This is a genomic window from Halostagnicola larsenii XH-48 (assembly GCF_000517625.1).
GTDB classification, from domain to species: Archaea; Halobacteriota; Halobacteria; order Halobacteriales; family Natrialbaceae; genus Halostagnicola; species Halostagnicola larsenii.
The window spans coordinates 1,842,140-1,867,897 of record NZ_CP007055.1; the positions used below are offsets into that span (position 1 = coordinate 1,842,140).

General features: G+C 63.2%; 30 protein-coding genes and 1 tRNA gene. 23 read left to right on the plus strand and 8 right to left on the minus strand.

The window, feature by feature from the left end:
* The first annotated feature begins 24 nt into the window (after positions 1 to 24).
* Complete coding sequence (locus HALLA_RS09310) at positions 25 to 360, plus strand: hypothetical protein (RefSeq protein ID WP_049953095.1); 336 nt, start codon at positions 25 to 27, stop codon at positions 358 to 360.
* A gap of 47 nt (positions 361 to 407) precedes the next feature.
* Here HALLA_RS09310 and HALLA_RS09315 read toward each other — a convergent pair whose 3' ends face one another.
* Both HALLA_RS09315 and HALLA_RS09320 read right to left on the minus strand, forming a co-directional pair.
* The gene (locus tag HALLA_RS09315; protein WP_049954061.1) at positions 408 to 1,634 is read right to left on the minus strand and encodes a serine-tRNA(Ala) deacylase AlaX; all 1,227 of its coding nucleotides are present in this window, start codon (positions 1,632 to 1,634) and stop codon (positions 408 to 410) included.
* A gap of 94 nt (positions 1,635 to 1,728) precedes the next feature.
* Entirely contained in the window at positions 1,729 to 2,250 is a 522-nt protein-coding gene (locus tag HALLA_RS09320) for a helix-turn-helix domain-containing protein (protein ID WP_049954062.1), read from the minus strand.
* Between the two features lie 135 nt (positions 2,251 to 2,385).
* Here HALLA_RS09320 and HALLA_RS09325 point away from each other — a divergent pair.
* The 3 genes from HALLA_RS09325 to HALLA_RS09335 all read left to right on the plus strand — a co-directional run bounded on the left by HALLA_RS09325 (position 2,386) and on the right by HALLA_RS09335 (position 4,127).
* Positions 2,386 to 2,470: transfer RNA gene (locus HALLA_RS09325), tRNA-Leu, on the plus strand.
* A gap of 248 nt (positions 2,471 to 2,718) precedes the next feature.
* The gene (locus tag HALLA_RS09330; protein ID WP_049953096.1) at positions 2,719 to 3,282 is read left to right on the plus strand and encodes a DUF420 domain-containing protein; all 564 of its coding nucleotides are present in this window, start codon (positions 2,719 to 2,721) and stop codon (positions 3,280 to 3,282) included.
* Between the two features lie 236 nt (positions 3,283 to 3,518).
* Positions 3,519 to 4,127 (plus strand): DUF7097 family protein, encoded by a 609-nt coding sequence (locus HALLA_RS09335; RefSeq protein ID WP_049953097.1) that lies wholly within the window; start codon positions 3,519 to 3,521, stop codon positions 4,125 to 4,127.
* Between the two features lie 39 nt (positions 4,128 to 4,166).
* Here HALLA_RS09335 and HALLA_RS09340 read toward each other — a convergent pair whose 3' ends face one another.
* Complete coding sequence (locus tag HALLA_RS09340; protein ID WP_049953098.1) at positions 4,167 to 4,796, minus strand: DUF4013 domain-containing protein; 630 nt, start codon at positions 4,794 to 4,796, stop codon at positions 4,167 to 4,169.
* Positions 4,797 to 5,034: 238 nt separating this feature from the next.
* On the opposite strand from HALLA_RS09340, the gene HALLA_RS09345 reads away from it, so the two are divergent.
* Entirely contained in the window at positions 5,035 to 5,607 is a 573-nt protein-coding gene (locus tag HALLA_RS09345; protein ID WP_049953099.1) for a cupredoxin domain-containing protein, read from the plus strand.
* A 110-nt stretch (positions 5,608 to 5,717) separates the two neighbouring features.
* On the opposite strand, the gene HALLA_RS09350 is transcribed toward HALLA_RS09345, so the two are convergent.
* On the minus strand, positions 5,718 to 5,915 hold the full coding sequence (locus HALLA_RS09350) for a DUF5800 family protein (protein ID WP_049953100.1): 198 nt from the start codon (positions 5,913 to 5,915) through the stop codon (positions 5,718 to 5,720).
* Positions 5,916 to 6,135: 220 nt separating this feature from the next.
* Here HALLA_RS09350 and HALLA_RS09355 point away from each other — a divergent pair, with 220 nt between their 5' ends.
* The 5 genes from HALLA_RS09355 to HALLA_RS09375 all read left to right on the plus strand — a co-directional run bounded on the left by HALLA_RS09355 (position 6,136) and on the right by HALLA_RS09375 (position 11,792).
* Positions 6,136 to 6,990, plus strand: coding sequence for a polymer-forming cytoskeletal protein (locus tag HALLA_RS09355; RefSeq protein ID WP_049953101.1), 855 nt, complete (start codon positions 6,136 to 6,138; stop codon positions 6,988 to 6,990).
* A 148-nt stretch (positions 6,991 to 7,138) separates the two neighbouring features.
* Positions 7,139 to 8,002 carry an electron transfer flavoprotein subunit beta/FixA family protein gene (locus tag HALLA_RS09360; RefSeq protein WP_049953102.1) on the plus strand — a complete coding sequence of 288 codons (864 nt, stop codon included), beginning with the start codon at positions 7,139 to 7,141 and terminating at the stop codon, positions 8,000 to 8,002.
* 2 nt (positions 8,003 to 8,004) lie between these two features.
* Positions 8,005 to 9,696: an electron transfer flavoprotein subunit alpha/FixB family protein gene (locus HALLA_RS09365; RefSeq protein ID WP_049953103.1), complete on the plus strand. Its 1,692-nt coding sequence runs from the start codon at positions 8,005 to 8,007 to the stop codon at positions 9,694 to 9,696.
* The gene (locus HALLA_RS09370; protein WP_049953104.1) at positions 9,696 to 11,393 is read left to right on the plus strand and encodes an FAD-dependent oxidoreductase; all 1,698 of its coding nucleotides are present in this window, start codon (positions 9,696 to 9,698) and stop codon (positions 11,391 to 11,393) included. The genes HALLA_RS09365 and HALLA_RS09370 overlap by 1 nt, the downstream gene beginning before the upstream one ends.
* A gap of 12 nt (positions 11,394 to 11,405) precedes the next feature.
* Entirely contained in the window at positions 11,406 to 11,792 is a 387-nt protein-coding gene (locus tag HALLA_RS09375; RefSeq protein ID WP_049953105.1) for a hypothetical protein, read from the plus strand.
* A gap of 32 nt (positions 11,793 to 11,824) precedes the next feature.
* On the opposite strand, the gene HALLA_RS09380 is transcribed toward HALLA_RS09375, so the two are convergent.
* Complete coding sequence (locus tag HALLA_RS09380; protein WP_049953106.1) at positions 11,825 to 12,055, minus strand: hypothetical protein; 231 nt, start codon at positions 12,053 to 12,055, stop codon at positions 11,825 to 11,827.
* Between the two features lie 140 nt (positions 12,056 to 12,195).
* Positions 12,196 to 12,867 (minus strand): phosphate signaling complex protein PhoU, encoded by a 672-nt coding sequence (phoU, locus tag HALLA_RS09385; RefSeq protein ID WP_049953107.1) that lies wholly within the window; start codon positions 12,865 to 12,867, stop codon positions 12,196 to 12,198.
* A gap of 132 nt (positions 12,868 to 12,999) precedes the next feature.
* Between phoU and gfcR the strand changes: the two genes are divergently transcribed.
* Positions 13,000 to 13,650 carry a transcriptional regulator GfcR gene (gene gfcR / locus HALLA_RS09390; protein WP_049953108.1) on the plus strand — a complete coding sequence of 217 codons (651 nt, stop codon included), beginning with the start codon at positions 13,000 to 13,002 and terminating at the stop codon, positions 13,648 to 13,650.
* A 92-nt stretch (positions 13,651 to 13,742) separates the two neighbouring features.
* Here gfcR and HALLA_RS09395 read toward each other — a convergent pair whose 3' ends face one another.
* A complete protein-coding gene (locus HALLA_RS09395; RefSeq protein ID WP_049953109.1) occupies positions 13,743 to 14,705 on the minus strand; it encodes a transcription initiation factor IIB in 963 nt (320 codons plus the stop codon).
* A gap of 160 nt (positions 14,706 to 14,865) precedes the next feature.
* On the opposite strand from HALLA_RS09395, the gene rnhA reads away from it, so the two are divergent.
* Together rnhA and HALLA_RS09405 are read left to right on the plus strand one after the other, a co-directional pair.
* Complete coding sequence (gene rnhA / locus HALLA_RS09400) at positions 14,866 to 15,459, plus strand: ribonuclease HI (RefSeq protein WP_049953110.1); 594 nt, start codon at positions 14,866 to 14,868, stop codon at positions 15,457 to 15,459.
* 90 nt (positions 15,460 to 15,549) lie between these two features.
* Positions 15,550 to 16,212 carry a DUF7108 family protein gene (locus tag HALLA_RS09405; protein ID WP_049953111.1) on the plus strand — a complete coding sequence of 221 codons (663 nt, stop codon included), beginning with the start codon at positions 15,550 to 15,552 and terminating at the stop codon, positions 16,210 to 16,212.
* A 57-nt stretch (positions 16,213 to 16,269) separates the two neighbouring features.
* Here HALLA_RS09405 and HALLA_RS09410 read toward each other — a convergent pair whose 3' ends face one another.
* The gene (locus HALLA_RS09410; protein WP_049953112.1) at positions 16,270 to 16,629 is read right to left on the minus strand and encodes a PadR family transcriptional regulator; all 360 of its coding nucleotides are present in this window, start codon (positions 16,627 to 16,629) and stop codon (positions 16,270 to 16,272) included.
* 200 nt (positions 16,630 to 16,829) lie between these two features.
* On the opposite strand from HALLA_RS09410, the gene HALLA_RS09415 reads away from it, so the two are divergent.
* The 10 genes from HALLA_RS09415 to HALLA_RS09455 all read left to right on the plus strand — a co-directional run bounded on the left by HALLA_RS09415 (position 16,830) and on the right by HALLA_RS09455 (position 25,740).
* Complete coding sequence (locus HALLA_RS09415; RefSeq protein ID WP_049953113.1) at positions 16,830 to 17,363, plus strand: inorganic diphosphatase; 534 nt, start codon at positions 16,830 to 16,832, stop codon at positions 17,361 to 17,363.
* 252 nt (positions 17,364 to 17,615) lie between these two features.
* Entirely contained in the window at positions 17,616 to 17,738 is a 123-nt protein-coding gene (locus HALLA_RS21615; protein WP_277921455.1) for a hypothetical protein, read from the plus strand.
* Between the two features lie 163 nt (positions 17,739 to 17,901).
* Complete coding sequence (locus HALLA_RS09420) at positions 17,902 to 19,245, plus strand: alkaline phosphatase family protein (RefSeq protein WP_049953114.1); 1,344 nt, start codon at positions 17,902 to 17,904, stop codon at positions 19,243 to 19,245.
* A gap of 69 nt (positions 19,246 to 19,314) precedes the next feature.
* Complete coding sequence (locus HALLA_RS09425; protein ID WP_084568978.1) at positions 19,315 to 19,806, plus strand: DUF371 domain-containing protein; 492 nt, start codon at positions 19,315 to 19,317, stop codon at positions 19,804 to 19,806.
* 97 nt (positions 19,807 to 19,903) lie between these two features.
* Positions 19,904 to 20,731, plus strand: a complete 828-nt coding sequence (locus HALLA_RS09430) for an endonuclease III domain-containing protein (protein WP_049953115.1) — start codon at positions 19,904 to 19,906, stop codon at positions 20,729 to 20,731.
* Positions 20,732 to 20,799: 68 nt separating this feature from the next.
* Positions 20,800 to 21,525 (plus strand): 5,6-dimethylbenzimidazole synthase, encoded by a 726-nt coding sequence (gene bluB, locus HALLA_RS09435; protein ID WP_084568979.1) that lies wholly within the window; start codon positions 20,800 to 20,802, stop codon positions 21,523 to 21,525.
* Between the two features lie 205 nt (positions 21,526 to 21,730).
* Positions 21,731 to 22,873 (plus strand): ABC transporter substrate-binding protein, encoded by a 1,143-nt coding sequence (locus HALLA_RS09440; RefSeq protein WP_049953116.1) that lies wholly within the window; start codon positions 21,731 to 21,733, stop codon positions 22,871 to 22,873.
* A 5-nt stretch (positions 22,874 to 22,878) separates the two neighbouring features.
* A complete protein-coding gene (locus HALLA_RS09445; RefSeq protein WP_049953117.1) occupies positions 22,879 to 24,015 on the plus strand; it encodes an ABC transporter ATP-binding protein in 1,137 nt (378 codons plus the stop codon).
* Between the two features lie 2 nt (positions 24,016 to 24,017).
* Complete coding sequence (locus tag HALLA_RS09450) at positions 24,018 to 24,944, plus strand: ABC transporter permease (protein ID WP_049953118.1); 927 nt, start codon at positions 24,018 to 24,020, stop codon at positions 24,942 to 24,944.
* Positions 24,937 to 25,740, plus strand: coding sequence for an ABC transporter permease (locus tag HALLA_RS09455; RefSeq protein ID WP_049953119.1), 804 nt, complete (start codon positions 24,937 to 24,939; stop codon positions 25,738 to 25,740). The genes HALLA_RS09450 and HALLA_RS09455 overlap by 8 nt, the downstream gene beginning before the upstream one ends.
* Positions 25,741 to 25,758: the final 18 nt, after the last annotated feature.

The window sequence follows — 25,758 nt, forward strand, 5'->3', positions numbered from 1 at the left end:
CGCTTCGACGGCGATTCACGCTCGATGAACGACGAGGACGAGCGCCCGCTCCCGCCCGCGGACCTCGACCCGGACGTGGTCGAGTCCCTCGCGGTGTTCGAGGACGAGGAGCCCTCGACGCTGCGGGCGGTCGCGGCGTACCTCGAGGAGCGCGCAGCGTGGGAGGAATCGAGAGCGCTCGAGGAAAGAGAAGAGCCGCCCGAGGGAACGGAGGAGACACCCGAGAGGATAGAGGAGCCGCCCGCGGGCGTCCCCGAACGGGCGACCGTCTCGGTCACGGAGATCGGCGGGACCGAGTACCGCTACTACCAGTGGCGCGAGGGCGACGAGATCAAATCCGCGACGAAAAAGCGGGAGTAACACCGCGACCGAACCGCGGGTAATCGATCACCCGTGATCGACGCTCCTCACTCGAGGGCCGCCAGAATCTCCGCTGGCGTGGCGTCGAATCCGCCGCCCTGAGCGAGCCGATCAGAACCGCCACCACCGCCGCCGAACGCCGAGGTAATCTCCTCGAGCACCGCCGTCGCGGGCGTCGATTCGTCGGTTGCGACGACGGCGAAGACGGAATCGGTTTCGCCGGTCGCGACGACGACATCGCCGAACTCGCTCCGTCGATCGTCGAGTACGTCGCTCGCGACGCCTGCCGACATGTCGCCGACATCTGCGAGGAGCCACTTCGCTCCGTCGCGCTCGAGGATCTCGCCGTGCTCGAGTCGGGCTTCGACGAGTTCGCGTTCCCGCGTTCGCAGCGCGTTCGCGAGTTCTTTGCGTTCGGCCGCACGGCGCTCGAGTTCGTCGGTGACGTCCGCGAGTCCCACGCCCAGTTCCGACTTGGCGGCGAACGCTGTCTCCTTCTCCGTGGCCCGTCGATCGATGGCGTTCGGACCGACGGCGAACTCGACTCGAGTCATCCCTTCGCCGGGGTTCGATCGTCCGAGAACAGTCACCGGGCCGATCTCCCTGGTGTTTCGAACGTGCGTGCCGCCGCAGGCGGCGACGTCCCACGAATTCTGCGAGACGACGCCGTTGTGGCCGTTCTCGTCTTTCTCGCCGATCGTCACGAGTCGGACGCGCCCCTTCGTGAACGCGGCGTCCTCGGTCGCCTCGTTGAAGGCGATGTCCTCGCGCTCGCGGGCGTCCGCGACCGGAACGTCCTCCCAGGAAACCGATCGGGACTCCCAGACGACCCGATTGACCTGCTCGTTGAGTTCGACCAGCAGTCCGTCGTCGACTTCGGTCGTGGTTTCGAGGTCGACGCGAACCTTCTCCGGGCCGATGTCGAACCCGCCGTAGCCCAGGTCGGCGAGGAGGTTTCGCCCCGCGCCGTAGAGGGCGTGACTCGCCGTGTGCGCGCGCATGCAGTACATCCGAAACGACCAGTCGATCCGGCAGAGCACGCGACGCTCGGCCCCGAACGTCGGCTCCTCGGACAGGACGTGGACGTGCTCGCCGTCGACGAGTTGTACGTCTTCGACCTCCACGTCGCCGATCGTTCCCCGATCGGCCGGTTGGCCGCCGCTCTCGGCGTAGAAGTAACTCGTCTCAAGCCAGACGCGTCGCCCGTCGACGGCCGTCACTTCGGTTTCGAACCGCGTCGTGTACGGCTCCGCTGCCGCCTGTTGCCCGCTCATCGGTTGGACTCCGTCTGCCGACACTAAAAGTCTGCCCGCCGCGTCGAGCGGTCGATCGAATCCGCCGTGTCGCTGTCACGGCCGCAGTCGTCTGTTACTCCTCGAGTTCGATGTCCAACCGCTCCTCGAGCGCGACGATGAGGCCGCCCCCGATGCCGGCCTGGGTCGCTCGGCCCTGTTCGACCGCGAGCAGGTCGCTCTCGGGAACCCCGAGTACCTCGGCGAGTTCGCCCCGCTGCAAGCCGGCGTCCTGTCGGGCTTCGACGAGGATGTCGCCGTAGCCGGTGACCAGGTACGGCAGCGGGTCGTCGTCGTAGTTCGTCCCCTCCTTCTCCCAGTGTTCGGAGTCGCCGTCCCAGATCGGGTTCGCCTTGGCGACGTTTTGGGCCGCCTTTTGCTTTCGGTTCGGTTCGTCCCCCCGTCCAGCGCTGTTCCCGCCGTCGCCGCTACGGGAGCTACTCGTTCGCTGTGCATCGTCGTGGGGTGCACAGTTCGGACAGACCTCGAGTTCCGCGCCTGCGACGTTCGCGCGAGTGAGCGAATCGCTCTCTGCGCCGCAGAGTTCACAGGACGTCCCACCGCCGCCGCCGGACGATCCCGTCGAGTATTTGGCCATGATACCATTTGGCATTTCGCGCATTTGAACGCTCCGCTTGGGACGGTTCCGTGTGATATCGCCGCAGGCGTCGGACTAAAGGAAAGGGCTTTAATAGTCACACTGGATACGATTGAGTGCAGAAAGCAAACGCGAGCGTGGGTAGCCAAGCCAGGCCAACGGCGCAGCGTTGAGGGCGCTGTCCCGTAGGGGTCCGCCGGTTCAAATCCGGTCCCACGCATCGCACCGGTGGACGATGTCCACCATTACGATGCAGGTGATCTCCTCCGAGGACATCACCCACGCACAATTCTACCGGAGCCAACGTCCGCGAGCGAGTGCGCTCGCTGTCGATTCTTCGACTCTCGAGAAACCGTCGATCGCCCGAGAGTCTCTCGGGTTCGACCGTCCAATACCCCGTCGAGTTGCAACCTCGAGCGGTAACTCGAGGACAGTAACCACTTTCCCGCGCCGGCCGAACGGGTACGTATGGAATACGTTTCTCGAGAGCGCGTCGCACCGCTGACGGGTATCCTGAGCGTGGTCTCGCTCGCGGTGGTCTTCGCGGCCGCGGGCGGACGAATTCCCCCCTCGGTAGTCCCGGCCGCCCCCGAGAGTCTGCTCGAGGCGATCCCCCACGTCAACGCGCTCATCAGCCTGACCGCGCTCGGCACGATCACGATGGGGTGGCGGTGGATCCGCCGGGGCGAGATCGGTAAGCACAAGGTCGCGATGCTTTCCTCGTTCGGCCTGTTCGCGTCCTTCCTCGGGCTCTATCTCTATCGGCTGGTCGCGACCGGCGGCCCCCAGCCGTTCCCCGGCCCGGAGGCGATCTACCAGTTCGTCTACCTGCCGGTGCTCGCGATCCACATCCTGCTGGCGATCGTTTGCATCCCGTTTCTGTACTACGCGCTCCTGTTAGCGGCCGCCTACCCGCTCGAGGAACTCTATCAGACCAGTCACGCGCGATTCGGCCGGATCGCCGCGAGCCTCTGGCTGATCTCGTTTTCGCTCGGAATCGTCGTCTACCTGCTTCTCCACGGCGTGTACTGAGTTTCCATCTCGAGATACGGAGAACACCACGGAACCGACGCGCGGTGGCGCGCGCTGAATCGCGGCGAACCGACGGTGAGCCGTGATTCGACTTTGTGCGAGGTCTTCGGTCACGAAGTGACCGAACGGCTTGGAAGTCGCGAAGCGCCTTCCAGTGGATGAGTGAGCGAACAGCGAGAGCGAGCGAATCTCGAGCCCAGTGGATTCAAACGGCCTCGAGTCCAACACACCCCAAAATGGAGAAGACGCCGCGAGGGACGTCAGTTGGGGTCGACGACCCCTACGAGTTCGCGGGGCTCTGTGATCACCTGACCGGCGAGGGCCGCTGTCGGTACGCCTTCGACCACTACGAACACGACCCGGAGTTCGCCCGCGAGCGCGCCGAAGACGACTACACCTGCCCGCCCGCGAACCCCGAGTCCGAAGCCACGTGGGCCGACTGTCCGCACTTTCGATCGCGCAAACAGGACCGGGAGTGCGTCCGCTGCGGCCTCGAGGAAAAGCTGAACGAACTGACCGACGAGCGGCCGCTGCTGGAAGAACACCACCTCTCCTACCGGGATACGCTCGAGGCGACCGACGGTGTCGGCAGTGGCGACGAAACGACCGCCACCGCCGCCGATGACGACGAACCAGCCGTGGATAGCGGTGACGACGGCGAGCTCTCCCACGAAATCACGATCTATCTCTGTCGGTGGTGTCACGCCAAGGTCCACAACTCGTGGGCGCGGATCACCGACGACGTCGCGCCCGACCCGGAAGCCGTCGCCGCGCTCGAGGAACGCCGAGGCCGGGAACTCGAGGAGACGGGCTTCGAGTCGGCGGCCGATCGGTACGGAGAGTAACGAGCGACGAAGTCGACGCTTTGTAGCCGGGTCGAACGACTAGGGACCCGAACGCGCCGCTGGGCGTTCGATCTCTGCCAGCAGCCTCGAGTACACGAGAGACTCGTAAAGCAGCGCCGCCGGAATCAACAGGATTCCGATTATGGTGAACGCGAGTGCGACCTGGAAAACGGTGAAGACGATGGGGGCGACTACCACCACGAGCACGAAGATAGCGAGGTATCGGAGACTGAGCGCCGTCCGGACGACGCGTCGAACCTGCAACGCGTCGCGCATGCGCCGCCGTCGACTGAATCGATACGTAATGGCGCCCATGCAGTAGAGCAGCCCGAAATAGAACGGGATCAGCACCGCCCAGAGCAGCGCCAGCGCTGCCGTCTCGTTGAACTCCTGAACGAAGAGCATCGCAAACGCTGCGAGGACGAATGCGACGATGTAGACGAGGAACACGCCGGTCAGTTTGACCCCGTCGACGAAGAGGCCTCCGTAGTCCTCGAACCGCGGCGGTTCGCGGCCGTCCGACGCGTTCTGTATCGCCCGGACGAAATACCCCGTGAGAACGAAAATGGGGAGTATCAGAACGGAACCGATCAGTAGCACCGAGCCGATCAGCATCGTCTCGAGCGTGTCCTCGCTCTCGAGCGGATATTTCAGCGCGTCGACTATCATGGGCGGAGTCGGTTCCGTCTTCGCATAAGTCTTCACTGTCGTTTCCGGGCCAGAAACACCACGAACACGGAAACTCGGACAGATCGGGTAGCAGTAACGAAACGGCGGGTGACGGAACGATAAACCACCATCGCTCGCGCTCGGCGATTCGTTTTGTCGATCAACCAGGGCTGATACTCTCGCGTTGGTGATAGTAACGAGAGGTTACCTATATCGCACCGACTCGAGCATCGACGCGATGGAACGACCCGATTCGATAGCCCGACGCCGAGCGCTGGCGCTGGCTGGCAGCGCCACGGCGACCGCACTCGCCGCCGGTTGCCTCAGCGACGACGAGGCGGCGGCCGACGACGGAGAAACGTCGAGCGACGATGGAAGCGACAACGGAGACAGCGACGACGCCGCTGAACGAGACGAGGCAGACGAAGACGACGAGTCGACAGAGACAGACGCTAAGGGCGACGCGTGGGCGGACGTCGAGGAAATCCGCCTGAGCGCTACCACCTCGAGATTCGAGGGCGTCGAACCCGAATTCATCGAGGGCGAGGAAAACCCGACGCTCGTCCTCACAGAAGGCGAGGAGTACGTCATCACGTGGGTGAACGCCGACGGCAAATCGCACAATCTCGAGCTCTGGGACGAGGACGAAACGGTTGTCGACGGGCACAGCACCGAGGTGATGGGCGAGAAAAACGAAACCCGCTCGCTCGAGTTCGAGGCCGACGCGGCGATGAGCGAGTACATCTGCCGGATCCACGTCGACTGGGGAAAACGCGGCGATATCGAGATTGCAACCGGCGACCGGGACTGAGAGCGCGTCGATGTCTCGAGCGTGCGTGACGATGCTCGGGTCAGTGCGAGAGTGTGCGAGAAGATTCGAGGGCAGGTAACTAACGACTCGAGACCGCGACGAGCGGATCCTTACTCGAGGATGTCGCCGATTCGGCGCGGCTCGCCCTGCAGGTCCGGTTGTTCGGCGACGATCTGTAGCACCTCGTGATCGGTGACGTCGTAGTAGGATTTTTCGGTCGCCTCCTCGATGAGTTCCTGCTCGAGGCGAAACTCCGTTCCCTCGTAGACAACGTCGACGCCAGTGTCGTCAAATGCGAGCGTAGTCATAGCCGACCGTACGAGACGCTGGATTAAAAGCGGGGCGACTTGCTCGGCCGGGCTCCGTTTCGGAACTCCCAGCAGATTCCTCGAGCGGCCGCTGTCCCTCGAGCGGCCACCAACTGAACCCGCGTTCGGGGCTCGAGGAGACGAGCCGTTGACAGGTTCGTCTGACGAACGGCCGACGGCGCGAGAGGTTTAATACCGGGGGACCACATTCGTTGCGAGTGTGGCATTCAGTAGGGATCCGCTCGACGAACTCGTCGTTCCCGACGGGACGGAAGCCAAGGAAGTCGACCTCGTGACCGACGGCGACGTGCTCGTCGGCGGCCGATCGACCATCGAGTTCGGTATCCGTGGCCGAAACGTCCTCCTTGGCGAAAACGTCGAGGTCGACGGCGCCATCGAAGCCGAAGGCGACTGTCGACTCGATATGTGGTGTGACATCGACGACGACGTGCTCGTCGGACAGGATGCCTACCTCGGCGAACGAGTCCATATCAACGGCGAACTGAAAGTCGCCGGCGACCTCGATATCGGCGATGACGTCGACATCGAGGAGGGGTTCGAAGCTAACGGCTGGATCGTCATCCGAAATCCGATGCCGACCATCGTGTTCCTGTTCGTCTACCTCAAACACCTCCTCCTGATCGGCGAGGACGACGCGGCCCAGCAACTCATTTCTGAGATGGTCGACGAGGACGAAGAGGCAGAAACCGAGCCGCTGGTCATCCCCGGAAACGCGACCGTCAACGACGACGCCTGGCGCGTTTCGACGCCCGCCCGAATCGGTTCCGACTGCCGACTCCACGGCAACGTCCGGGCCGAAACGATCGACGTCGGCGCCGACTGTAACATCTTCGGGAGCCTCCGCGCTCGAGGCGACGTCTACGTCGGAAACGGAACCCGAATCCACGGCGATCTGACGACGCGCGACGGCGACGTCGTCCTCGAGAAGGACGCCCGCGTGCTCGGGGACGTTTCGTGTGACACGCTGGATATTGCGCCCCGTGCCGAGGTCGACGGGACGATCCGGGCCGACGGCGAGATTACGATGGGGACGACCGAACGCGACCTCGAGTAACCGCCGGGCTGTGTCAGTACGGCTATCCGAAAAGCGATCCGTCCAGTCTTCCGTCGGTGATTTGCACCCACATTCTTAAGAGCGAGAGTGTCGATAGCGTGAGGTGAGTTATGTTACGGACACACATACCACAGCTACGGAGGGACGCATGCGATCCGTCGTGCTGACCAAAGGCGTGCCCGACTTCTCCGAGGGCGCCGTCTCCTTCGACGAGGACGGCCATCTCGAGCGCGGGAAGACGCCGACAGTGATGAATCCCAACGACGAAGTGGCACTCGAGGCAGCGCTCCAGACGAAGGTGCGCCACGGCGGCCACGTCACCGGCATGAGCATGGGACCGCCGGGCTACGCCAGCGTCCTCGAGGAGGCCATGGAGTCGGTGTACACAGACGACAGTTACCTCCTCTCGGATCGGGAACTCGCGGCGTCGGACACCTGGGCGACTGCCATCACGCTCTGTTCGGGCCTCGAGAAGTACCGAGAGGAGATCGCGGACATCGACCTCGTCTTCGCCGGGTTCAAAACGGCCGACGGCGAGACGGGCCAGACCGGGCCCCAGACCGCCTGGGCGCTCGAGTGGCCGATCGTCACGCACGTATTAGCCCTCGACATCGATCCCGACGAGGGCACCCTTCGGGCGAAACGGCTCGTCGAAGGCGATATCGACGAAATCGAGACCGTCGAAGCGCCGCTGCCGTGTATGGTCATCGCGGATCCGGAATTTTCGCCGACCTACCGCACGGCTTCCCACCGACTGGCGCACAAACGCCTCCGCAGCGAAACGACGGCGCGGGCGGCCGACCACGAGGACCACCTCGCGACCTGGAACCACGAGGATCTGAACCTCGACCCGGACTACATCGGCCTCGACGGCTCGCCGACCATCGTCTCCTCGGTCGATCCGATTCCGAAAGCGCCCGCAGAGCGAGACGCGACGATGATCGAGCCCGGAGACGAAGACGAGATGGGGCAGGTGCTCGAGGAACTGCGGCCCCACGCGGGGGGTGACTGACCGTGGGAATCGATCCCGACGAGTACACGATCGACGAACTGACCGAGGAACTCGAAACGGTCGACGACGCCGAGGAATTGAACGCGGTGCTCGAGGCAGAGCGAGCAGGACAGGATCGAAAAACTGCCCGAGAGGCGGTTCACAGGCGACTCGAGGAGGTCGACGAACCGGCGAGCGACGGTTCCGCAGCTGACGAACCCGATGCGGACGGTGACGAAACGGACAACGGAACTGAAAATGGGGGCGTCGAAACGGACGACGAAACCGAAGGGGAGTACGAGGAGACTGAAGAAGACGTCGGCGAGGACGCCGAAGGCGAGGCGGTCGACGAAGGAGCCGACGACGTAGCGGAAGACGAAGCGACTGAGACGGCGGACGAAGAGCCCGAGGAAGACGACAATCTCACACACCCAACTCGAGACAAGCGCCACGTCCGAGCGCTCGACGGCGGGGACTACGAGGACATGTGGGTCTTCTGTGAGACGCAGGGAGGCGAGTTGCTCGAGGTTTCGAAGGAGATGCTCGGCAAGGCTCGAGCGTTGATGGACGAATTCGCGGACGAATACGGTGACGAGGAGCGCGTCGTCGCGTTCCTGATGGGCGAGGACTGTTCGGGCCTCGCCGAGGAATGCATCGCCTACGGCGCGGACGTCGCCGTCTACCACGACGACGAGCGCCTCGAGCGGTTCTTGCACAAACCCTACACCGAAATCTCGGCGCACATGGCCCGCGGAGAAGGGACGAGCGAGAGCACCGAGTGGCGCGAGTACGACCAGCCACGATATATCCTGTTCCCGGCGACGAACAACGGGCGGGACCTCTCGGCGAAGGTGCAGGCGGAACTCGATTCTGGACTCGCCTCGGACTGTTCGGATCTCTTCATCGAGGAAGAGGAGGTCTCGAATCCCGTGAAGACCGGCGAACCCGGCGTCAAGAAGACCTTCGAGAAGGTACTTCACATGAAGCGTCCCGACTTCTCGGGCTTCGAGTACTCGACGATCCTGTGTCTGGACAACCCCGGACGCGACTTCCACCCGCAGGGTTGTTCGATCATTCCGGGCAGCTTCGAGCCGATCGAACGCGACGACGACCGAGACGGCCTCATCGTCGAGCACGACATGGCCCTCGAGGACGACTGGTTCACGGTCGAGATTACCGAATACGACCGGCTCGAGGAGGGGATCGACCTGACCGGCCACGACGTGATCGTCTGTCTGGGACGGGGGATCGGCGACGACCCCACCGAGGGCATGGAACTCGGACTCGACCTCGTCGACGCGTTCGAAGACGCCGCGCTGGGAATCACGCGCGGGATCGTCACCTCCTCCTACCAGTTCGAGGGACACGTCGAGCGCTACTCGAGCGAAGAACGTCAGATCGGCGAAACGGGACAGGTCGTGGCCCCTGACTGCTACATCGCGGCGGGGGTCTCGGGTGCCGTCCAGCACAAGGTCGGGATGGACGAGTCCGACACGATCGTCGCGATAAACACGGATACGGACGCGAGAATTAGGGATTTCAGTGATTACTTCATCGAGGGGGACCTCTTCGAGGTCCTCCCGCAGCTCACGGCGGCGGTCGAATCGGGCGAGTTCGAACTCGAGGCCGCGACCGACGGCGGTGGCGAGGAAACGAGCAGTGCAACCGACGGCGGTGGCGACGGGACGGCCGACACGAACGGAGGTGGAGACTGATGGCGACCAGTAAACGGACGCAGGCGGAGGACAAGTACGAACACTACGAAGCCGTCGTCGTCGGTTGCGGTCCCGGCGGGGCCGCCGCCGCGGCGAGGTTCGCAGACCACGGCGTCGAGACGCTCGTCTTAGAGCGCGGCACCGAAGCAGGTTCGAAGAACGTCTCCGGCGGCCTCATCTACGCCGAGGAGTCGGCTCCGTACACGATCGACGACCTCTTCGAAAACTTCCGCGAGGAGGCGAGCGAGCGGCCCGTCACCGACTACAAGATCCACAACATCGCGGGAACCAAAGTCAAAACCTACGACCTGACTGACCTCCACGAACACGACACCGAGTGGTGTGACGCCGTGCTTCGGCGACCGATGGATTCGTGGCTCGAGCAACGCGTCCACGAGAAGACGAGCGAAACGGGCGGCGGCGTCCTGACCGATGTTCGAGTCAACGGCCTGCTGCGAGAGAACGGGGAAATCGTCGGCGTCACCTGCGACGAACTCGACCCGATTACGGCGGATATCGTCGTCGCGGCCGACGGCGTGAATTCGGAACTCGCCCGCGATGCGGAACTGATGGACTGGAAGGACCCCGACGAGTGGTTCCAGGGCGTTAAGGCGACCGTCGAGATGGACACCGAGACGATCGCTGATCGATTCGGAATCGACGACGACGAAGGCGTTGCACACCTCTTTTCGGGGGACTTATTCGACGACGTTCGCGGCGGCGGATTCCTCTACACCAACGAGGACTCGCTCTCGATCGGCACCGTCTTCCACCTCGACAGTCTGGTCGCGGAGCGGGCCGAACCCCACGAACTGCTCGACTCGTTGCTCACCCATCCGCTACTAGCCCAGTGGTTCAGAGACGAGTATCACGAACGTGAGTACGCCGCGAAGCTGGTTCCCGACTCGAAGAAGGTCGCACATAGGGAGCCGTATCGGGATCGACTGGTCCTCGTCGGCGATGCTGGGGGGCAGATGCAGGCCCAGGGGCCGATCATCAAGGGGATGAACCACGCGGTCAGCGCGGGCGCGCTCGCGGCTGACGCCTACGTCGTTTCCCGTGGCAACGCCGATCCGGAAAGCGCCGGCCGGCGCTACACGAAAATGCTCGAGCGGTCCGGGACGATGGAGAAACTCCGGCCGAGACGGTACGACCTCGCCCGCACCGTCGGCGAACACGACGCGGTCACGAACGCCGTCGAGCGGGTCCTCGACTCGCCGGTCGGGAGCGTCGCCGTCGGAAACCCCCTCTCGAAGCGAGCGATGAAACTGGCGTACAACTCGCCGTTTCTCGTTTCGATGCTGCCCGACACCGCCACGGGCTACGTGACGCTCCCGTCGATCATCGGGGAGGAACACGGCCGAACGATCCACTGGGACAACGAGATTGAACCGCCGTCCCTCGAGGAGCGGATCGGCGATCTCACCTACGATACGGACATCGGGAACCCCCACATCCACCTGCGGGACGACTCGGTCGAGGCGAGCGGGGCCGCCGTCTACGCCTGCCCGGTCAGCGCCGAAGACTTCGGCGGCGGCTGTTATCGATCGGAGACGGTCCAGGCGAACGGCAGCGAGGAGACGGTGGTGAGCCTGGATACCCAGCCCTGCGTCGAGTGTGGTACTTGCGCCATCGTCGCCGATACGGACTGGGAACACCCGCGCGGTGGCAAAGGCGTCGAGTTCCGCGAGGGGTGATACTGAGCAGCCATGAGCCGATACGGACCGCGAATCGCCGCGCTCGCCCGCCGGGCCGACCGCGATCGAGCGACGTTCGACCCCGAGACGGCGACCCCGGCAGACGGCCGGACGTACCTTCGCGAAGGTGCCGGACCCGCAATCTGGCTCTACCTCGAGGGCCGCACCGGCGGCCGAACGGTCCGATTTTCCGATTTGGAGCTGACAGCGCTTCGTGGGGCGATGAACGCGTGGCTCACGTGTTATGCACGCTGTCACGGCGTCTCCCTCGAGGCGGACTTTACCGTTCGAGAAGCGGCGACGGTGTTACTCGAGACACGAAACGTGTTCGAGACGGCGCAGTTGCTGACACACGTTCCACAGCGAGCCGAGGATCCTCGTCGGACGGGCCACACGTAAACCGGAAAATGCGAGACAGGAAGGCAATGGAGTTAGGGTTCGTACTCCGTCGATATATCCTTGGCGTCAGGGTCTGGACCGATGAGCCGTTCGTTTTCGGCCTCGCGAAGGGGTTTCCCCGCCCGCAGGAGTTCGTACCCGAGCAAGGCGACACCCAAAATCGTAAACGGCGGGATTAGGAGGACGACACCGAGTACCAATCGTCTGCGAGGAACGAAACCGAGTCGCGCCTCGAGTTCTTCGATGGCGTTTCGATCGCTCATACGGTTCCTCCTCGAGGGCCGAACTGATAGCTGTGCGGGGTGATACACAAAAACCGAAACTGATACTCGGACCGGAGCGACGGCGTGGTGCCGTCCGAATTCGCCGAGCCGACTGATATACGTCCAGTCCGCTGTGTTCCTCAGTAGATGAGTTCGTCGTCGTTTTCGACCATATAGACCGTTCGTGCAGCGATGTTGACCGCGTGATCGCCGACGCGCTCTAAGTCCCGGATCGTCAGAAGAAGCCGGGACACGTCCTGTAGGATCGTCTCGACCTCGTCGGGCGAATCGAGTTCGCGTTCGATCAGGTCGCGGACGACGATCTCGCTCGCCCGTTCGGCGAACTGGTCGAGATCGTCGTCCCGCTCGGCGAGATCGTAGCACGCCTCGACGTCCTCGTCGTCGTAGGCCGTGATCGCGTCGTCGACCATCTCGAGGGTCAGTTCGCCCATCGCCTGCACGTCGACGTCCGGAAAGAGGTCCCGTTCGGCGTCGAGACTGTACTCCCCGAGATTTACGGCGAGGTCTGCGATCCGCTCTAAGTCCGTGATGATCTTGAACGACGCGGCGATGAATCGAAGATCGCTCGCGACCGGCTGCTGGAGCGCGAGCAGGTCGATACAGTCCTGCTCGAGGTCGAGGTACATGCGGTTTATCTCTCCGTCGCCCGTCATCAGTTCGTGTGCGAGATCGTCGTCTTTCTGCTCCAGAGCGTCGAGTCCCATTCGGAGGCGTTCCATGACGACTTCGCCCATGTAACAGACATCCTCGCGGAGCTCCACGAGCTTGTCCTGGTACGTTTTTCTGGCCATATTCAGCCACCATTCCCGGCAGGGATATAGCTTGCGCCCAGTAGCGGTCGTCAGCGCACACCGGGGCCAAGTAACGGCCGCATTGGCGAACGACGATACGCCTATAAAAACGGGGCCCAAACCACTTCGCATATGAAAAACGTCGATGACCTCATCGAAAGCGCATCGGAACTCGCGACGCGCGGGCTGTCGAAGGGCGAAATTGCGGACGAACTGAACGTCTCCCGCGAAACCGCGAGCTGGCTCGTCGAGCGAAGCGATACGACGCCACAGCCGACCGACGCCGGTCAGTCCAACGGTGCGGCGCGAAGCGGGCCGCAGGACATCCACGTCGACTGGTCTGCGATCGGCCGCGACAGCGGGCGAATGGAATCGATCGCGTCGGCGATGGCAGACCTCCTCGCCAAACACGGCGAGAATGTCGACCTCACGATCGGGATCGAGAAGGCTGGCGGACCGATCGCGACGCTGGTCGCTCGAGAACTCGAGACCGATCTCGCGACGTACACGCCGTCGAAACACCAGTGGGAGGAAGGCGACCTCGACGAACTCGGCGGGATGTTCTCCCGAAACTTCGCGACGATCCGCGACCGCGAGTGCTACATCGTCGACGACACCATCACGAGCGGCACGACGATGCGAGAGACGATCGAAGCGATCCGCGCCGACGGCGGCGATCCGCTCGCATGCGTCGTCCTCGCCGACAAACAGGGCGTCGAGGAGATCGACGGCGTCCCCGTCTACTCGCTGTTGCAGGTCATCAGCGTCGGTAAAGACGACTGATCGGCCGATTCCGTCGACTCCTCGAGGGGGCGACGCTGTCGCTACGCAGTGAGCGATTTCGCACCTCCTCTAAAAATACGGAGTGAGCGGCCTTAACCGTGGATCCCCATCGCTTCGATCTGTTCTTGATAGCGGTTCCGGATGGTCACTTCGGTGACCTGCGCGACGTCTGCGACTTCGCGCTGGGTCTTTTTCTCGTTACAGAGCAGTGAGGCAGCGTAGATCGCGGCTGCGGCGTATCCGGTCGGTGATTTGCCCGAGAGGAGTCCTTCTTCGGCCGTCTTCTCGATGATCTCGTTGGCTTTGGTCTGGACCTCTTCGGAGAGTTCGAGTTCGGAACAGAATCGTGGGACGTATTTTTTCGGGTCGACGGGTCGCATCTCGAGGCCGAGTTCCTGCGAGATGTATCGATACGTTCGCCCGATTTCTTTGCGTTCGACGCGTGAGACTTCCGAAATTTCCTCGAGACTGCGCGGGATGCCCTCCTTTCTGCAGGCGGCATACAGCGCAGACGTCGCGACGCCCTCGATCGAGCGACCGCGAATCAGGTCTTCTTTGAGCGCGCGGCGATAGATGACCGATGCGACCTCTCGCACGGACCGCGGCACGCCGAGCGCCGAGGCCATCCGATCGATTTCGCTGAGCGCGAACTGGAGATTACGTTCGCCGGCGTCTTTGGTACGGATGCGTTCTTGCCACTTGCGCAGTCGGTGCATCTGACTGCGCTTTTTCGAAGAAATCGAACGACCGTAGGCGTCCTTATCTTTCCAGTCGATCGTCGTCGTCAGTCCCTTGTCGTGCATCGTCTGGGTCGTCGGTGCGCCGACGCGGGACTTTTGTTGCCGTTCCTGGTGGTTGAACGCCCGCCACTCAGGACCGGGATCGATTTTTTCCTCCTCCACGACGAGCCCACAATCTTGACAGATGAGCTCACCCCGGTCGGAATCCTTTACGAGATTATCCGATTCACACTCGGGGCAGGCACGTACCCCTTCTTGTTCCTCGGTCTCGTCCGTCTCACGTGTTCGCTCCCGCTGGCGGGTGGACCGTGTCATCGCACTTTTATAGTAGTATCAGGGACGTATATAAATCCTTGGTAAGGGTTTTTTGCCATTGGAGCCAAAGCGCCGATATCAGTCGAGAGACGCACTGACGGACGGAGTTTGTCACTCCAAACCAGAAAGACTTTATCCGGATCTGGCCGAGTTTTCACGAATGCCGGTCATCGAGTGCGACGTCGAGCGAGCCCGCGAACGGCTCGAGGACGCGGGCGTTATCGTCGAGTCGGGAAACACGGATCACGAGCGTTGGCGGGCGAGCCGCGGCGACGCGACGGGTATCGCCTACGACGACAAGGTCGTTATCCAGGGATCGAACCCGCAGGATCTCGAGGCGCTACTGCGCGAGGGCGGCGGTCGCGCGCACGTCTACTTCGACGGCGGGGCGCGCGGCAATCCCGGCCCGGCGGGAATCGGCTGGGTGATCGTCACGAGCGACGGCATCGTCGCCGAGGGCAACGACACGATCGGACGCGCGACGAACAACCAGGCCGAGTACGAGGCGCTCATCGCTGCGCTCGAGGCGGCACGCGATTACCAGTACGACGAGGTCCACGTCCGCGGGGACTCCGAACTGATCGTCAAACAAGTCCGAGGCGAGTACGATACGAACAATCCCGAACTCAGAGAGCGGCGCGTGACCGTGCTCGAGTTGCTCTCGAGCTTTGGGGAGTGGACCATAGAGCACGTCCCTCGAGAGGCCAACGAACGGGCTGACGACCTCGCAAACGAAGCGCTCGACGAGGCTTGAGCCGCGCGCATTCGCTGGCGAATCGACCACCCACCTCCACACCGAGAACGCACGACTGAAAAGCCGGCCGCCCCTTTTATCGAGTATTCTATGCCCACGCCGAACGAGGAGTCGTCTACCGAAGCGGACGGAACGAACGCCGAAGCAGAAGCCGAACCGGTCTCGCGAGAAGCGACCGACGGGAACGACTCGCCGCTCCCGAGGGCAGTAATCGACGACGCAGAACGGCTCACCAGACTCGAGCGAAACGCCGTCGACGACGAGGAAGCCGCCGCCTACAGAGCCGAGCGCGAGACGTTGCTCGAGGACCACGAGTACACCGCGCGCATCAGAACGGACGGCGACGACGTGCTCGTACTCCACCCACAGGAGTGGCACGACGAGGACGAGGGCGTCATCAGAACGGATCGGATCGACGACCTCGAGCGCGCCGCCGAAATCCCGCTCGAGGGGGCCGCCGATCCGGACGACTGGGCGGAAGTCGACGCGCAAAACCGTGCACTCGTCGACGAGGTCCGGGCCGCCCACGGCGACGTCCACGGCGACAACGCGGCGATGCTCGCGGATTTCATGGGAAACCACTACGCCAAACCCATCGAATCGGCGACGGCCGCGGAGCTCTCGGAGTTTCGCACGGAGTACGTCGTCAGAAATGCGTGGCCGTCCGACGAGCAACGAGACGCGCTCGAGCAGTCAATCGACCGTATCTACGAGACGGCTGGCGAACCGGTGCCCGAATACCGGCCCGACTGATCCCGTAGTCCGCTATGCCGCCCGAAACGGCTCTGAGGTCACCCTCGAAACGGCTGTTCAGTAGCTGTTTTCGACGATGTCGGTGATCTCGTCCGCGCGCTCGTCGCCCGTGACGACCTTCGAGAGCGTCCAGTTGATTCCGTCGAGGACGGCGTCGTAGCCGTCGTCGGTCAGCGAGTACTCGTTCGTTCGCTTGTCGAGTTCGCTCTTTTCGACGAGACCGAGTTCGACGAGTTCGTCGAGGTTTGGATAGAGTCGGCCGTGGTTTACTTCGGTTCCGTAGTAATCCTCGAGTTCTCGTTTGATCGCCAGGCCGTACATCGGCTCTTTAGCGAGGATAACGAGGATGTTGTTTTGGAACGCGGTCATTTCGCGCGCAATGCTCTGCTCGCCCGTGATTGCTTGTGCCTCTGACATAGATTTGTAAATGTCACCAGACTATTTAAGACTTGCCAACTATTCGTCCAGATTTTGCAGCCAAACAGCTTCTCGTAGCGTTGTTGGCCGTCTCCCGGAGGTTTCGTTGGCTCACCTCGTTGACGCGTCTGGTGGCCATCAGGTATAGGTTCCAGTTCGATTACGAAAGTACTTTTTGATCGTCCATGAATCGTTTCGGTATGGTAAATCTCTGGGAAGACATAGAAACCGGACCAAACGCGCCCGAAGAGATCTACGCCGTCGTCGAATGTCTGAAAGGCGAACGCAACAAGTACGAGTACGACAAGGACGTCCCCGGCGTCGTCCTCGATCGCGTTCTCCACTCGAACGTCCACTATCCGTCCGATTACGGCTTCATCCCGCAGTCGTACTACGACGACGAGGACCCCTTCGACGTGCTCGTTCTCGTCGAGGATCAGACGTTCCCCGGCTGCGTCATCGAAGCGCGTCCTGTCGCCCTGATGAAGATGGACGACGACGGCGAGCAGGACGACAAGGTCATCGCCGTCCCCTCCGAGGATCCGCGATACGATCACATCGAGGACCTCGAGGACATTCCACAGCAGCAACTCGACGAGATCGACGAGTTCTTCAAGACGTACAAGAACCTGGAGGAAGGCAAGGAAGTCGAAACGCAGGGCTGGGAGGACAAGCAGGCCGCCTACGACGCGATCGAACACGCACAGGATCTCTACGAAGAGAACTTCGCCTGATCGCCGACGATCGCAACGAACTGTCGACCAACCCGCTCGATTCCGATTTTTATCGCAGTATCGTGACGAGTAGACCGTCGAGCGAGAGAGACATCTCTCGAGTGTTCTTCGAGGACGAATCTGCGATGGACGAATCCGTGAGCGGACCGGTATCTCACGACAGATAATTCACCTTGGTAATCAACGTACAGACTCGCATGCATTATGAGCATGGGTAATTTTATTGGGTGCGAGAGCGTTGGTTTACCCGTTATGGCAGCAAAAGAGTCCCCAGTTGGATACCAGCGTTCAGACCCCGACGAACCCGAAGCCGGCGTCGGGATGGCACATCCAACGATCGTTCCGACGAACTTCGAGCCGGACACCGCCGAGTAACGCTGCGTTCTTCGCCCTCGTTTGCACCCGAGCACTCGCGGGGAACTGACTGCCGTTTACGGGACAGCGCCGCCGATCGTTCGACCGCCGCGGGTGGCCCGCCGTTCTCGAAAACAGTGTCTGGAAACGAACCTTCTTGTATCCGCTCGGACTACGACCTCGCATGGGTCTGTTTGACCGGTTACGGGGCGATGGAAGCCCTCGAGTCGCGTTTATCGGAGTTGATGGTGTTCCGTACAGTCTTCTCAGGGACAACGAAGAGCGGTTCCCGAACTTCGCGGCGCTCGCGTCGGACGGGACCGCAAGCGAGATCTCGAGCATCGTACCGCCGGAGTCCAGCGCCTGCTGGCCCTCGCTGACCACCGGGATGAACCCCGGCGAGACCGGCGTCTACGGCTTTCAGGATCGGGAGGTCGGCACCTACGATACCTACGTCCCGATGGGCAACGAGGTGCAAGCCACCCGCGTCTGGGACCGCGTCCAGGAGGACGGACGAAATGCGACGGTGATGAACGTGCCGGTCACGTTCCCGCCCCAGCGAAACGTCCAGCGGATGGTTTCTGGCTTTCTCTCCCCCGGCCTCGAGAAAGCGGCCTACCCCGACGACGTTCGAGACACCCTCGAGGGATTCGAATATCGGATCGACGTCAACCCGAAACTCGGCCATCAGGAGGACAAACGCGAGTTCATCGAAGACGCACACGCGACGGTCGACGCGCGATACGAGGCGTTCAAACACTACATCGAGGAAGACGACTGGGACCTCTTTTTCGGCGTCTTCATGACGACCGACCGGGTCAACCACTTCCTGTTCAAAGACTACGAGCGCGACGGCGAGTTCCGCGAGGAGTTCCTCGAGTTCTACGAGAAGGTCGACGACTACATCGGTAAGCTACGCGAGGCGCTTCCCGAAGATGTCACGCTCATCGTCGCCTCCGATCACGGCTTCACCAGCCTCGATCACGAGGTTCACTTCAACGAGTGGCTTCGGGAGAACGACTGGCTCTCCTTCCGGACCGACGAACCGGAGGAACTGGACGATATCGCCGACGAGACCAAAGCCTACTCGTTCATTCCGGGTCGGTTCTACATCAACCTCGAGGGGCGAGAGCCCCGCGGGTCGGTCCCCGAATCGGAGTACGACGAAGTTCGCGACGAGCTCAAGGCCGAACTCGAGGCCCTCGAAGGACCCGACGGCCGCAAGGTGGTCGATCGCGTCGTCGAGAAGGAAGCCGCCTTCCGCGGCGACCACGATGAGATCGCGCCCGATCTGGTCGCGATCCCGACGAAGGGATTCGATCTCAAGTCCGGCTTCAAGGCCGATTCGGAGGTGTTCACGACGGGACCGCGAAACGGCATGCACAGCTTCGACGACACGTCGCTGTACGTCGACGATCCGAACGTGACCATCGACGACGCCGACCTCTACGATATCGCGCCGACGATCCTCGATCTGATGGAGATCGAGTACAGTCGCGGCGAGTTCGACGGCGCGAGCCTGGTATAGTCTGGCTCAGTGCTCGAGAACCGGGCGCACGATCGATTCCATTTTCAGCGTGAGGCGGCGAACGTAGCTATGAGCGATCCGACGACGACCAGCGACGGCGGCGAACGGAAAGACGATATCGACGAGCGAGAGCGCACCCTCGAGGAAATCATCCACGCCCGCGGCCACGAGAACGTCAGCGCCGAGCACGCGAGCACGTTCGAGGTTTCGACCGACGACTTTCTGACCCCTGCCGGCGACTGTATCCTCGCGATCGAGGCCGACCGCGCACCAGCGGATTTCGACCCGGAATTCGTCGCCGCCTGCCAACAGCGCGATGCGACGATCACGGTCACGCTCGAGGCCGACGGCCACCGGGATTCGGTCCGCGGTCGCGGCGACCCGGAACTCGAGTTCTCGAGCGAGCGCAGCGCGGTGGGTCGGACGAGCGAGTACGTCGACGAGCGGACGATCGCGCTCGAGTCGGAACACGCCGCGGAGGGGTTCGATCGGGACCTCGTCGATTCGCTGGCCGCGGGCGCGGACGTGACCGTGACGATCACCGTGTCCGTGGACGATTGAGCGCGACTGAGCGTTAGAAGCGGTGGAGGGAGAAACTCGATGATCCTCGAGGGAGCGATCCAGTGGGGTTTTGCCCGCTCGAGCGCTACCTGAATACATGAGCGAAGACCCGGAACCGTCGCGCAACATCAGCGGCGGTCTCGAGGGTGGCGGCGTCGCGGCGGAGTTCGACCCGGCGGAGGCTGAGACGCGCGCGGAGGCGGTCGTCGACAGGCTCGGCGAACTGTACTGGCAGAAGACCTACGGCGGGCAGGACGCCTTCACCTGTCTCGTCCGCACGATTTTGAGCCAGAACACGAGCGATAAGGCCAGCCAGCCCGCACACGACGCGCTGCTCGAGCGCTACGGTACGGACGATTCGGGAGACGCCGACGCTGATCTCGCCGAGGCGCTCGCGAACGCAACACAGAGCGAACTCGCCGAGACGATCAGTTCCGCGGGACTGTACAACCAGAAGTCGGAGACGATCATCGACACGGCCGAGTGGGTCCTCGAGGAGTTCGGTTCCGCGGCGGCGTTCGACGCCTTCGTCAAGGACGAGCCGCCGGAGACGGTTCGCGAGACGCTGCTGTCGGTTCGCGGCGTCGGCCCGAAGACGGCCGACTGCGTGTTGCTCTTCGCGGGCGGTCGCGGCGGCGTCTTTCCCGTCGACACTCACGTCCACCGCATCGTTCGACGGCTTGGAATCGCCCCGCCCGACGCGGATCACGAGGGCGTCCGCGAGGTCGTCGAACGCGACGTGCCGGCGACCAAATGCGGCTTCGGACACACCGCGATGATCCAGTTCGGCCGCGAGTACTGCACCGCGCGCAACCCGGCGTGTCTCGAGGATCCGGACGCGTGCCCGATGGGCGACCTGTGTGACCAGGTCGGCGTCTATCCGGCGACCGGAGAGGTCGTCGACCCGTCCGAAACGCTCGAGTGAGTCGATGCGAGCGGCCACCACCGGTTGATTTCGACGCGGCTTTGCCAGAGCCGTGTGCTACCGAACGCATGGTCGAATTCACGGACGCCGACCGCGAGGGCGTCTACAAAGCGATCTACGCTCGACGGGACATCCGCCGGTTTCGAGACGACCCGATCCCAGACCCAGTGCTCGAGCGACTTCTCGAGGCCGCCCATCACGCGCCGAGCGTCGGCTTCTCGCAGCCGTGGGATCTGATCGTAATCGAAGAGCGAGAGACCAAACGTGGGGTGAAATCGATCGCGGATCGCGCCATCGCAGCGGCCAGAGAAGGGTACAAGGAACCGCGACGATCCGAGTACGCCGCCCTCAAACTCGAGGGTATCCTCGAATCGCCGGTCAACATCTGTGTGACCTGCGACCCGACGCGTGGTGCGCCCCACGTTCTGGGGCGAAGTTCGATGAAACGCACGGACGTCTACTCGACGTGTCTGGCCGTCCAGAACCTCTGGTTGGCCGCTCGAGCGGAAGGCGTCGGCGTCGGTTGGGTGAGCGTGCTCTATCCGTCCGAACTGCAGGAACTGCTCGGGATTCCGCCGCACGTGAAACCGATCGCGTACCTGTGTTTCGGATATCCCGAGAACGGGTTCCCGGACGAGCCGGTGCTCGAGACGGCAGGGTGGCGCGAGCGACTCGACAGCGAGACGATCGTCCACGAGGAGTGTTGGGAGTCGAGACCACAGTACGAGGCCGGCCGCGAGGGAGACGGGGTATCGCGGTGCTCCGAGGGCGGATCACCGATCGGTAGCGAGTAACCTGAGGCGGATCCGGTCGATAGCGAGCGGGTTGGGACGACTCCGATCGGCAGCGAGTGACTTGTGAAGGCCGATCGGTAGCGAGTGATTCGGGACGACTCCGACCGGAAGCGAGGAGCTTTCGAACGGTCCGCATGGGATTGTACGCGACCGTTTCGAACTTCACAACCGTTTTATGTTGCACTCGGATAGGGCCGGGTCACCAATGGCTGCAGACCCGACACGGGTTGCAGAGACGAGGGGAGTTGAGACGGAACCAACAACCGAATCGACGAGCGGCGTCTCTCGACGGGGGATGCTAGCCGGCGTTGCGGCCGGATCGGCCGCGGGGCTGGCAGGGTGTACGCGGATTTTCGGCGGCGACTCCACGGCGTCCGGCGAGACGCTGACCGTCTGCGTCTGGAGTGGGAACTACGCGGATCGGTTCAAGGAGGCAGTCGTCCCGATGTACGAGGACGAACACGACGTGACGCTGCAGGTCGAGACCGGCTGGAACAACATCCTCGCGAACATCAGGCAATCGCAGGGGTCTCCGCCGTACGACGTCACCGTCACGGACGGCAACTTCTACTACCGCGGCCGGCAAGAGGGGCTCTTCGAGTCGATCCGAACGGAAAACGTTCCTCACCTCGAGGAGACGATCGACTACTACAGCGAGTTCCGCCCGACGGAGTACGGCATGCCGGTCGACGGCGCGCCGTGTAACATCATCTACCGGGAGGACCTCGACTTCGAACCGACCGAATGGGGTGACCTCTCCTCGAGCGAGGTCGCGGATAGCCGAGGAATCGGTATCGACACCGGCTTCTGGTGGTTCCCGGTCCACGCCGCCGCGATGGGCATGGACGACAGCGAAGCTGCGGGCGAACTCTACGACGAATCCCTCCACGCGGAGGTCTTCGACGAGATCCGAAACTGGAACGTCCAGAGCTGGGCCAGCAGCGGACAGGACATCTGGCAGGCGTTCGACAGCGGGACGATAGACGTCGCGCAGTGGTACTTCGAACAAACGGCTTACGACATCGGCGACTACGACGGGCTCACGCACACGTTGCCCGAGGAGACCACCGGCTACCTCAACCACTGGTGCGTGACCAGCGGCACCGACAAGCGAGACCGCGGCGAGGAGTTCATCGACTTCCTCATGCGACCCGAAGTCCAGACCGAGTGGTCGAAATCGAGCCCGGCGCTGTTTTGCAACGCCGACATGGAGTACGCGAACGACCTCGGCGAGCAGCTTCCGACGAGCGCCGAGGACGCACAGAACATCGCCTTCCCCGACTGGGAGTACCTCATCGACTACTACGACGAGTTCGAGTCCGAGTACTCGAGCATCCGAAACGACTGAAGCCAATGTCAGAAATAGAACTCTCCGGACTGGAGAAGCGCTACGGCGACGAACTCGCGGTCGAGGACGTCTCCGTGACGATCGAGGACGGCGAACTGCTCTGTCTGCTGGGTCCAAGCGGCAGCGGCAAATCGACGACGCTGCGCATGATCGCCGGCCTCACGTCACCGACCGACGGTGAGGTCCACATCGGCGAGGACGACGTCACCGATCGGCCGGCCTACGACCGAACCACCGCGACCGTGTTCCAGGACTGGGCGCTGTTTCCTCACAAGACCGTCCTCGAGAACGTCGCCTTCGGGCTGCGGATGCGGTCGGTGTCGAAAGACGAGCGCCAAGAGCGCGCCCGCGAGATGTTAGACCGCGTCGAGATGGTGGATCACGCCGACGACGACCCGACGAACCTGAGCGGCGGGCAGAAACAGCGGGTCGCGCTCGCGCGCTCGCTGGCGGTCAACCCGGACGTCCTCCTGCTCGACGAACCGCTGTCGAACCTCGACAAGCGCCTGCGCGAGGACATGCAGATCGAACTCCGCGAGATCCACGAGGATCTCGAGAAGACGTTCGTCCACGTCACGCACGATCAGGACGAGGCCTTCACGCTGGCCGACCGGATCGGTATCATGGCCGACGGCGAACTGATTCAGGTTGGGAATCCCCACGAGGTCTACGAGAACCCGAAGAACCGGTTCATCGAGGGGTTCCTTGGTGACACGAACTTCGTCGCGGGCGAGGTCGCGCGGACGACGGCCGACTCCGTCGTCGTCGAAACGGAACTGGGCCAGGATATCGTCCTCCCGAGCGACAACGGCGACGCGCTCGCTTCGGGAGAGTCGGTGACGGTGTCGCTTCGACCCGAGGTCCTCTCGATCGGCGCGAACGCGGATCCGGTTGACTCCGATCGAGCGGACGCGGCTGTCGCCGACGGCGGGCCGACGAACGAGATCGTCGGGTCCGTCGAGAACGTCATCTATCGCGGGTCGACGGTCCGTTACTCCGTGGCGGTCGACGGAAGCTCGGTGTTCGTCGAGCGAACGGTCGCCGACTCGGGTGCGTTCGACGCCGGCGACGACATCCGCATCCGCTGGGACGGCGCGGACGTACTTGCGTTCCGCGGGGACGGTACGAGGGTCGACCTGTAACCATGTCCGGAACCGATTCGAACGCCGCGGCGTCGGGAGCGCTCGAGCGGGTCTGGAAGCCGCTTGCGGCGCGGTCGCGATCGAAACGAGCGTTGTTGCTCATGCTCCCGCTCGTCGCCTTCGAGCTTCTGATCTTCGTCGCGCCGTTCCTGATCTTGCTCCGGATCAGCGTCTCGGAGGCTGGCGATCGCGGGGCGGCCTACGCCGATGGGACGTGGTCGCTTGACGCGTACGCAGACGTCCTCACGAGCGGCGTCGCGCGAGAAGTCATCGCCCACTCGTTTACGATCGGGATCGTCGCGACGGTGATCGCCGTCGCCGTCGCTTTGCTGTACGCCTACGCGATCTGGCGAGCCGAGGGACTCCGTAAGTCGCTCTTGCTGTTCTCGGTCGTTCTCCCGCTGCTGACGACGCTGGTCGTCAAGACCTACGCCTTCCGGCCGCTGCTTTCTCCCACCGGGACGCTGAACTCCCTTCTGGAATCGCTCGGGCTGCTCTCGACGCCGCTCGAGATCGTGCCCGGGTTGGCGGGAGCGATCGTCGGACAGGTGTACATCGTCCTCCCCTACGCCGTCCTGGCGATCTACAGCGTGCTGGCGACGATGGACTGGCAGTTAGTCGAGGCCGCGCGGGACCTCGGAGCGAGCCGCCCCCGCTCGGTCCTCGAGGTCGTCGTCCCGCAGGCGATGCCGGGGATCGTCGTCGCGACGGTGATCTCCTTCGCTTGGAGCGTCGGCTCGTACGCCGCACCGTTTCTCCTCGGCGACAACGTCACGTTCGCGATGCGGGTCGAAGGGCAGATCCTGCGTGACTTCCAGTGGCCGACGGCGACCGCGCTGTCGGTCGTGATGATCGGGGCGATGCTCGTGGTGATCGCTGCCCTCGTCACCGTCCTCTCGCGCTTCGGAGGTGAGATGGAATATGCGTAGGGAACGACTCGAGACGGCCCTCTTCCGTGCGGGCTATCTCGCGGTGTTCGCGTTCATGCTGTTGCCGCTTGCCGTCGTCGTCGTGACGTCGTTCGGCGACTCCGGACAGCTCGCGTTCCCGCCGACGGGATTCTCGCTCACCTGGTACGAATCGTTCTTCAACCAGATCGACTGGCTGCGCGCGTTCGATAACAGCCTTCTCGTGGGCATCGGCACGGCGGTCGTCGCGACGATACTGGGCGTCACCGCCGCGTTCGGACAGGAGTTAGACGACGGTCCGCTGGGGCGGCTGCTCGCACCGCTAGTACTCCTGCCCATGCTGATTCCGCCGGTTATCTTCGGCGTCACGCTGCTCGTGTACTTCAGCGAGTTCGACCTGCGAGGCTCCTACGCGAGCCTGATCCTTGCGCACACGCTGTGGGCGACGCCGCTCGTCTACTTCGTCATGCGGTCCGTCTTCAGCCGGTTCGACTGGCAGCAGTTAGACGCCTCCCACGACCTCGGTGCCGGTCCGGTGCGGTCGTTCGTCCACGTCGTCCTGCCGAACGTGAAACACGGCATCTTCGTCGGCGCGCTGCTCGCGTTCATCGTCAGTCTTCAGGAGTTCGTGATGGCGCTTTTCCTCTCGGATCACACCACCGAAACCATCCCAGTGGTCGCCTGGAGCCAACTCAGAAACTCGCTATCGCCGATGGTCAGCGTTGTCTCGACGTTCCTGATCCTGATCTCGCTCGGCGCGATCGTACTCGCCGCCGCAGCGACGAACCTGAACTGGCTGTCGAAACAACTGTCCTAATCGGGCGCTCGAGCGACG

Bases quoted from the DNA above. Each gene is read 5' to 3' on its own strand.
- HALLA_RS21615 (WP_277921455.1), top strand. From the start codon at position 17,616: ATGGCAGCAAAAGAGTCCCCAGTTGGATACCAGCGTTCAGACCCCGAC.
- HALLA_RS09360 (WP_049953102.1), top strand. From the start codon at position 7,139: ATGCGATCCGTCGTGCTGACCAAAGGCGTGCCCGACTTCTCCGAGGGC.
- HALLA_RS09370 (WP_049953104.1), top strand. From the start codon at position 9,696: ATGGCGACCAGTAAACGGACGCAGGCGGAGGACAAGTACGAACACTAC.
- HALLA_RS09430 (WP_049953115.1), top strand. From the start codon at position 19,904: ATGAGCGAAGACCCGGAACCGTCGCGCAACATCAGCGGCGGTCTCGAG.
- HALLA_RS09310 (WP_049953095.1), top strand. From the start codon at position 25: ATGAACGACGAGGACGAGCGCCCGCTCCCGCCCGCGGACCTCGACCCG.
- HALLA_RS09395 (WP_049953109.1), bottom strand. From the start codon at position 14,705: ATGACACGGTCCACCCGCCAGCGGGAGCGAACACGTGAGACGGACGAG.
- HALLA_RS09405 (WP_049953111.1), top strand. From the start codon at position 15,550: ATGCCCACGCCGAACGAGGAGTCGTCTACCGAAGCGGACGGAACGAAC.
- gfcR (WP_049953108.1), top strand. From the start codon at position 13,000: ATGAAAAACGTCGATGACCTCATCGAAAGCGCATCGGAACTCGCGACG.
- HALLA_RS09330 (WP_049953096.1), top strand. From the start codon at position 2,719: ATGGAATACGTTTCTCGAGAGCGCGTCGCACCGCTGACGGGTATCCTG.
- HALLA_RS09410 (WP_049953112.1), bottom strand. From the start codon at position 16,629: ATGTCAGAGGCACAAGCAATCACGGGCGAGCAGAGCATTGCGCGCGAA.
- phoU (WP_049953107.1), bottom strand. From the start codon at position 12,867: ATGGCCAGAAAAACGTACCAGGACAAGCTCGTGGAGCTCCGCGAGGAT.
- HALLA_RS09345 (WP_049953099.1), top strand. From the start codon at position 5,035: ATGGAACGACCCGATTCGATAGCCCGACGCCGAGCGCTGGCGCTGGCT.
- HALLA_RS09425 (WP_084568978.1), top strand. From the start codon at position 19,315: ATGAGCGATCCGACGACGACCAGCGACGGCGGCGAACGGAAAGACGAT.
- HALLA_RS09415 (WP_049953113.1), top strand. From the start codon at position 16,830: ATGGTAAATCTCTGGGAAGACATAGAAACCGGACCAAACGCGCCCGAA.
- HALLA_RS09455 (WP_049953119.1), top strand. From the start codon at position 24,937: ATGCGTAGGGAACGACTCGAGACGGCCCTCTTCCGTGCGGGCTATCTC.
- HALLA_RS09320 (WP_049954062.1), bottom strand. From the start codon at position 2,250: ATGGCCAAATACTCGACGGGATCGTCCGGCGGCGGCGGTGGGACGTCC.
- HALLA_RS09380 (WP_049953106.1), bottom strand. From the start codon at position 12,055: ATGAGCGATCGAAACGCCATCGAAGAACTCGAGGCGCGACTCGGTTTC.
- HALLA_RS09420 (WP_049953114.1), top strand. From the start codon at position 17,902: ATGGGTCTGTTTGACCGGTTACGGGGCGATGGAAGCCCTCGAGTCGCG.
- bluB (WP_084568979.1), top strand. From the start codon at position 20,800: ATGGTCGAATTCACGGACGCCGACCGCGAGGGCGTCTACAAAGCGATC.
- HALLA_RS09340 (WP_049953098.1), bottom strand. From the start codon at position 4,796: ATGATAGTCGACGCGCTGAAATATCCGCTCGAGAGCGAGGACACGCTC.
- HALLA_RS09450 (WP_049953118.1), top strand. From the start codon at position 24,018: ATGTCCGGAACCGATTCGAACGCCGCGGCGTCGGGAGCGCTCGAGCGG.
- HALLA_RS09445 (WP_049953117.1), top strand. From the start codon at position 22,879: ATGTCAGAAATAGAACTCTCCGGACTGGAGAAGCGCTACGGCGACGAA.
- HALLA_RS09350 (WP_049953100.1), bottom strand. From the start codon at position 5,915: ATGACTACGCTCGCATTTGACGACACTGGCGTCGACGTTGTCTACGAG.
- HALLA_RS09335 (WP_049953097.1), top strand. From the start codon at position 3,519: ATGGAGAAGACGCCGCGAGGGACGTCAGTTGGGGTCGACGACCCCTAC.
- HALLA_RS09315 (WP_049954061.1), bottom strand. From the start codon at position 1,634: ATGAGCGGGCAACAGGCGGCAGCGGAGCCGTACACGACGCGGTTCGAA.
- HALLA_RS09440 (WP_049953116.1), top strand. From the start codon at position 21,731: ATGGCTGCAGACCCGACACGGGTTGCAGAGACGAGGGGAGTTGAGACG.
- HALLA_RS09375 (WP_049953105.1), top strand. From the start codon at position 11,406: ATGAGCCGATACGGACCGCGAATCGCCGCGCTCGCCCGCCGGGCCGAC.
- rnhA (WP_049953110.1), top strand. From the start codon at position 14,866: ATGCCGGTCATCGAGTGCGACGTCGAGCGAGCCCGCGAACGGCTCGAG.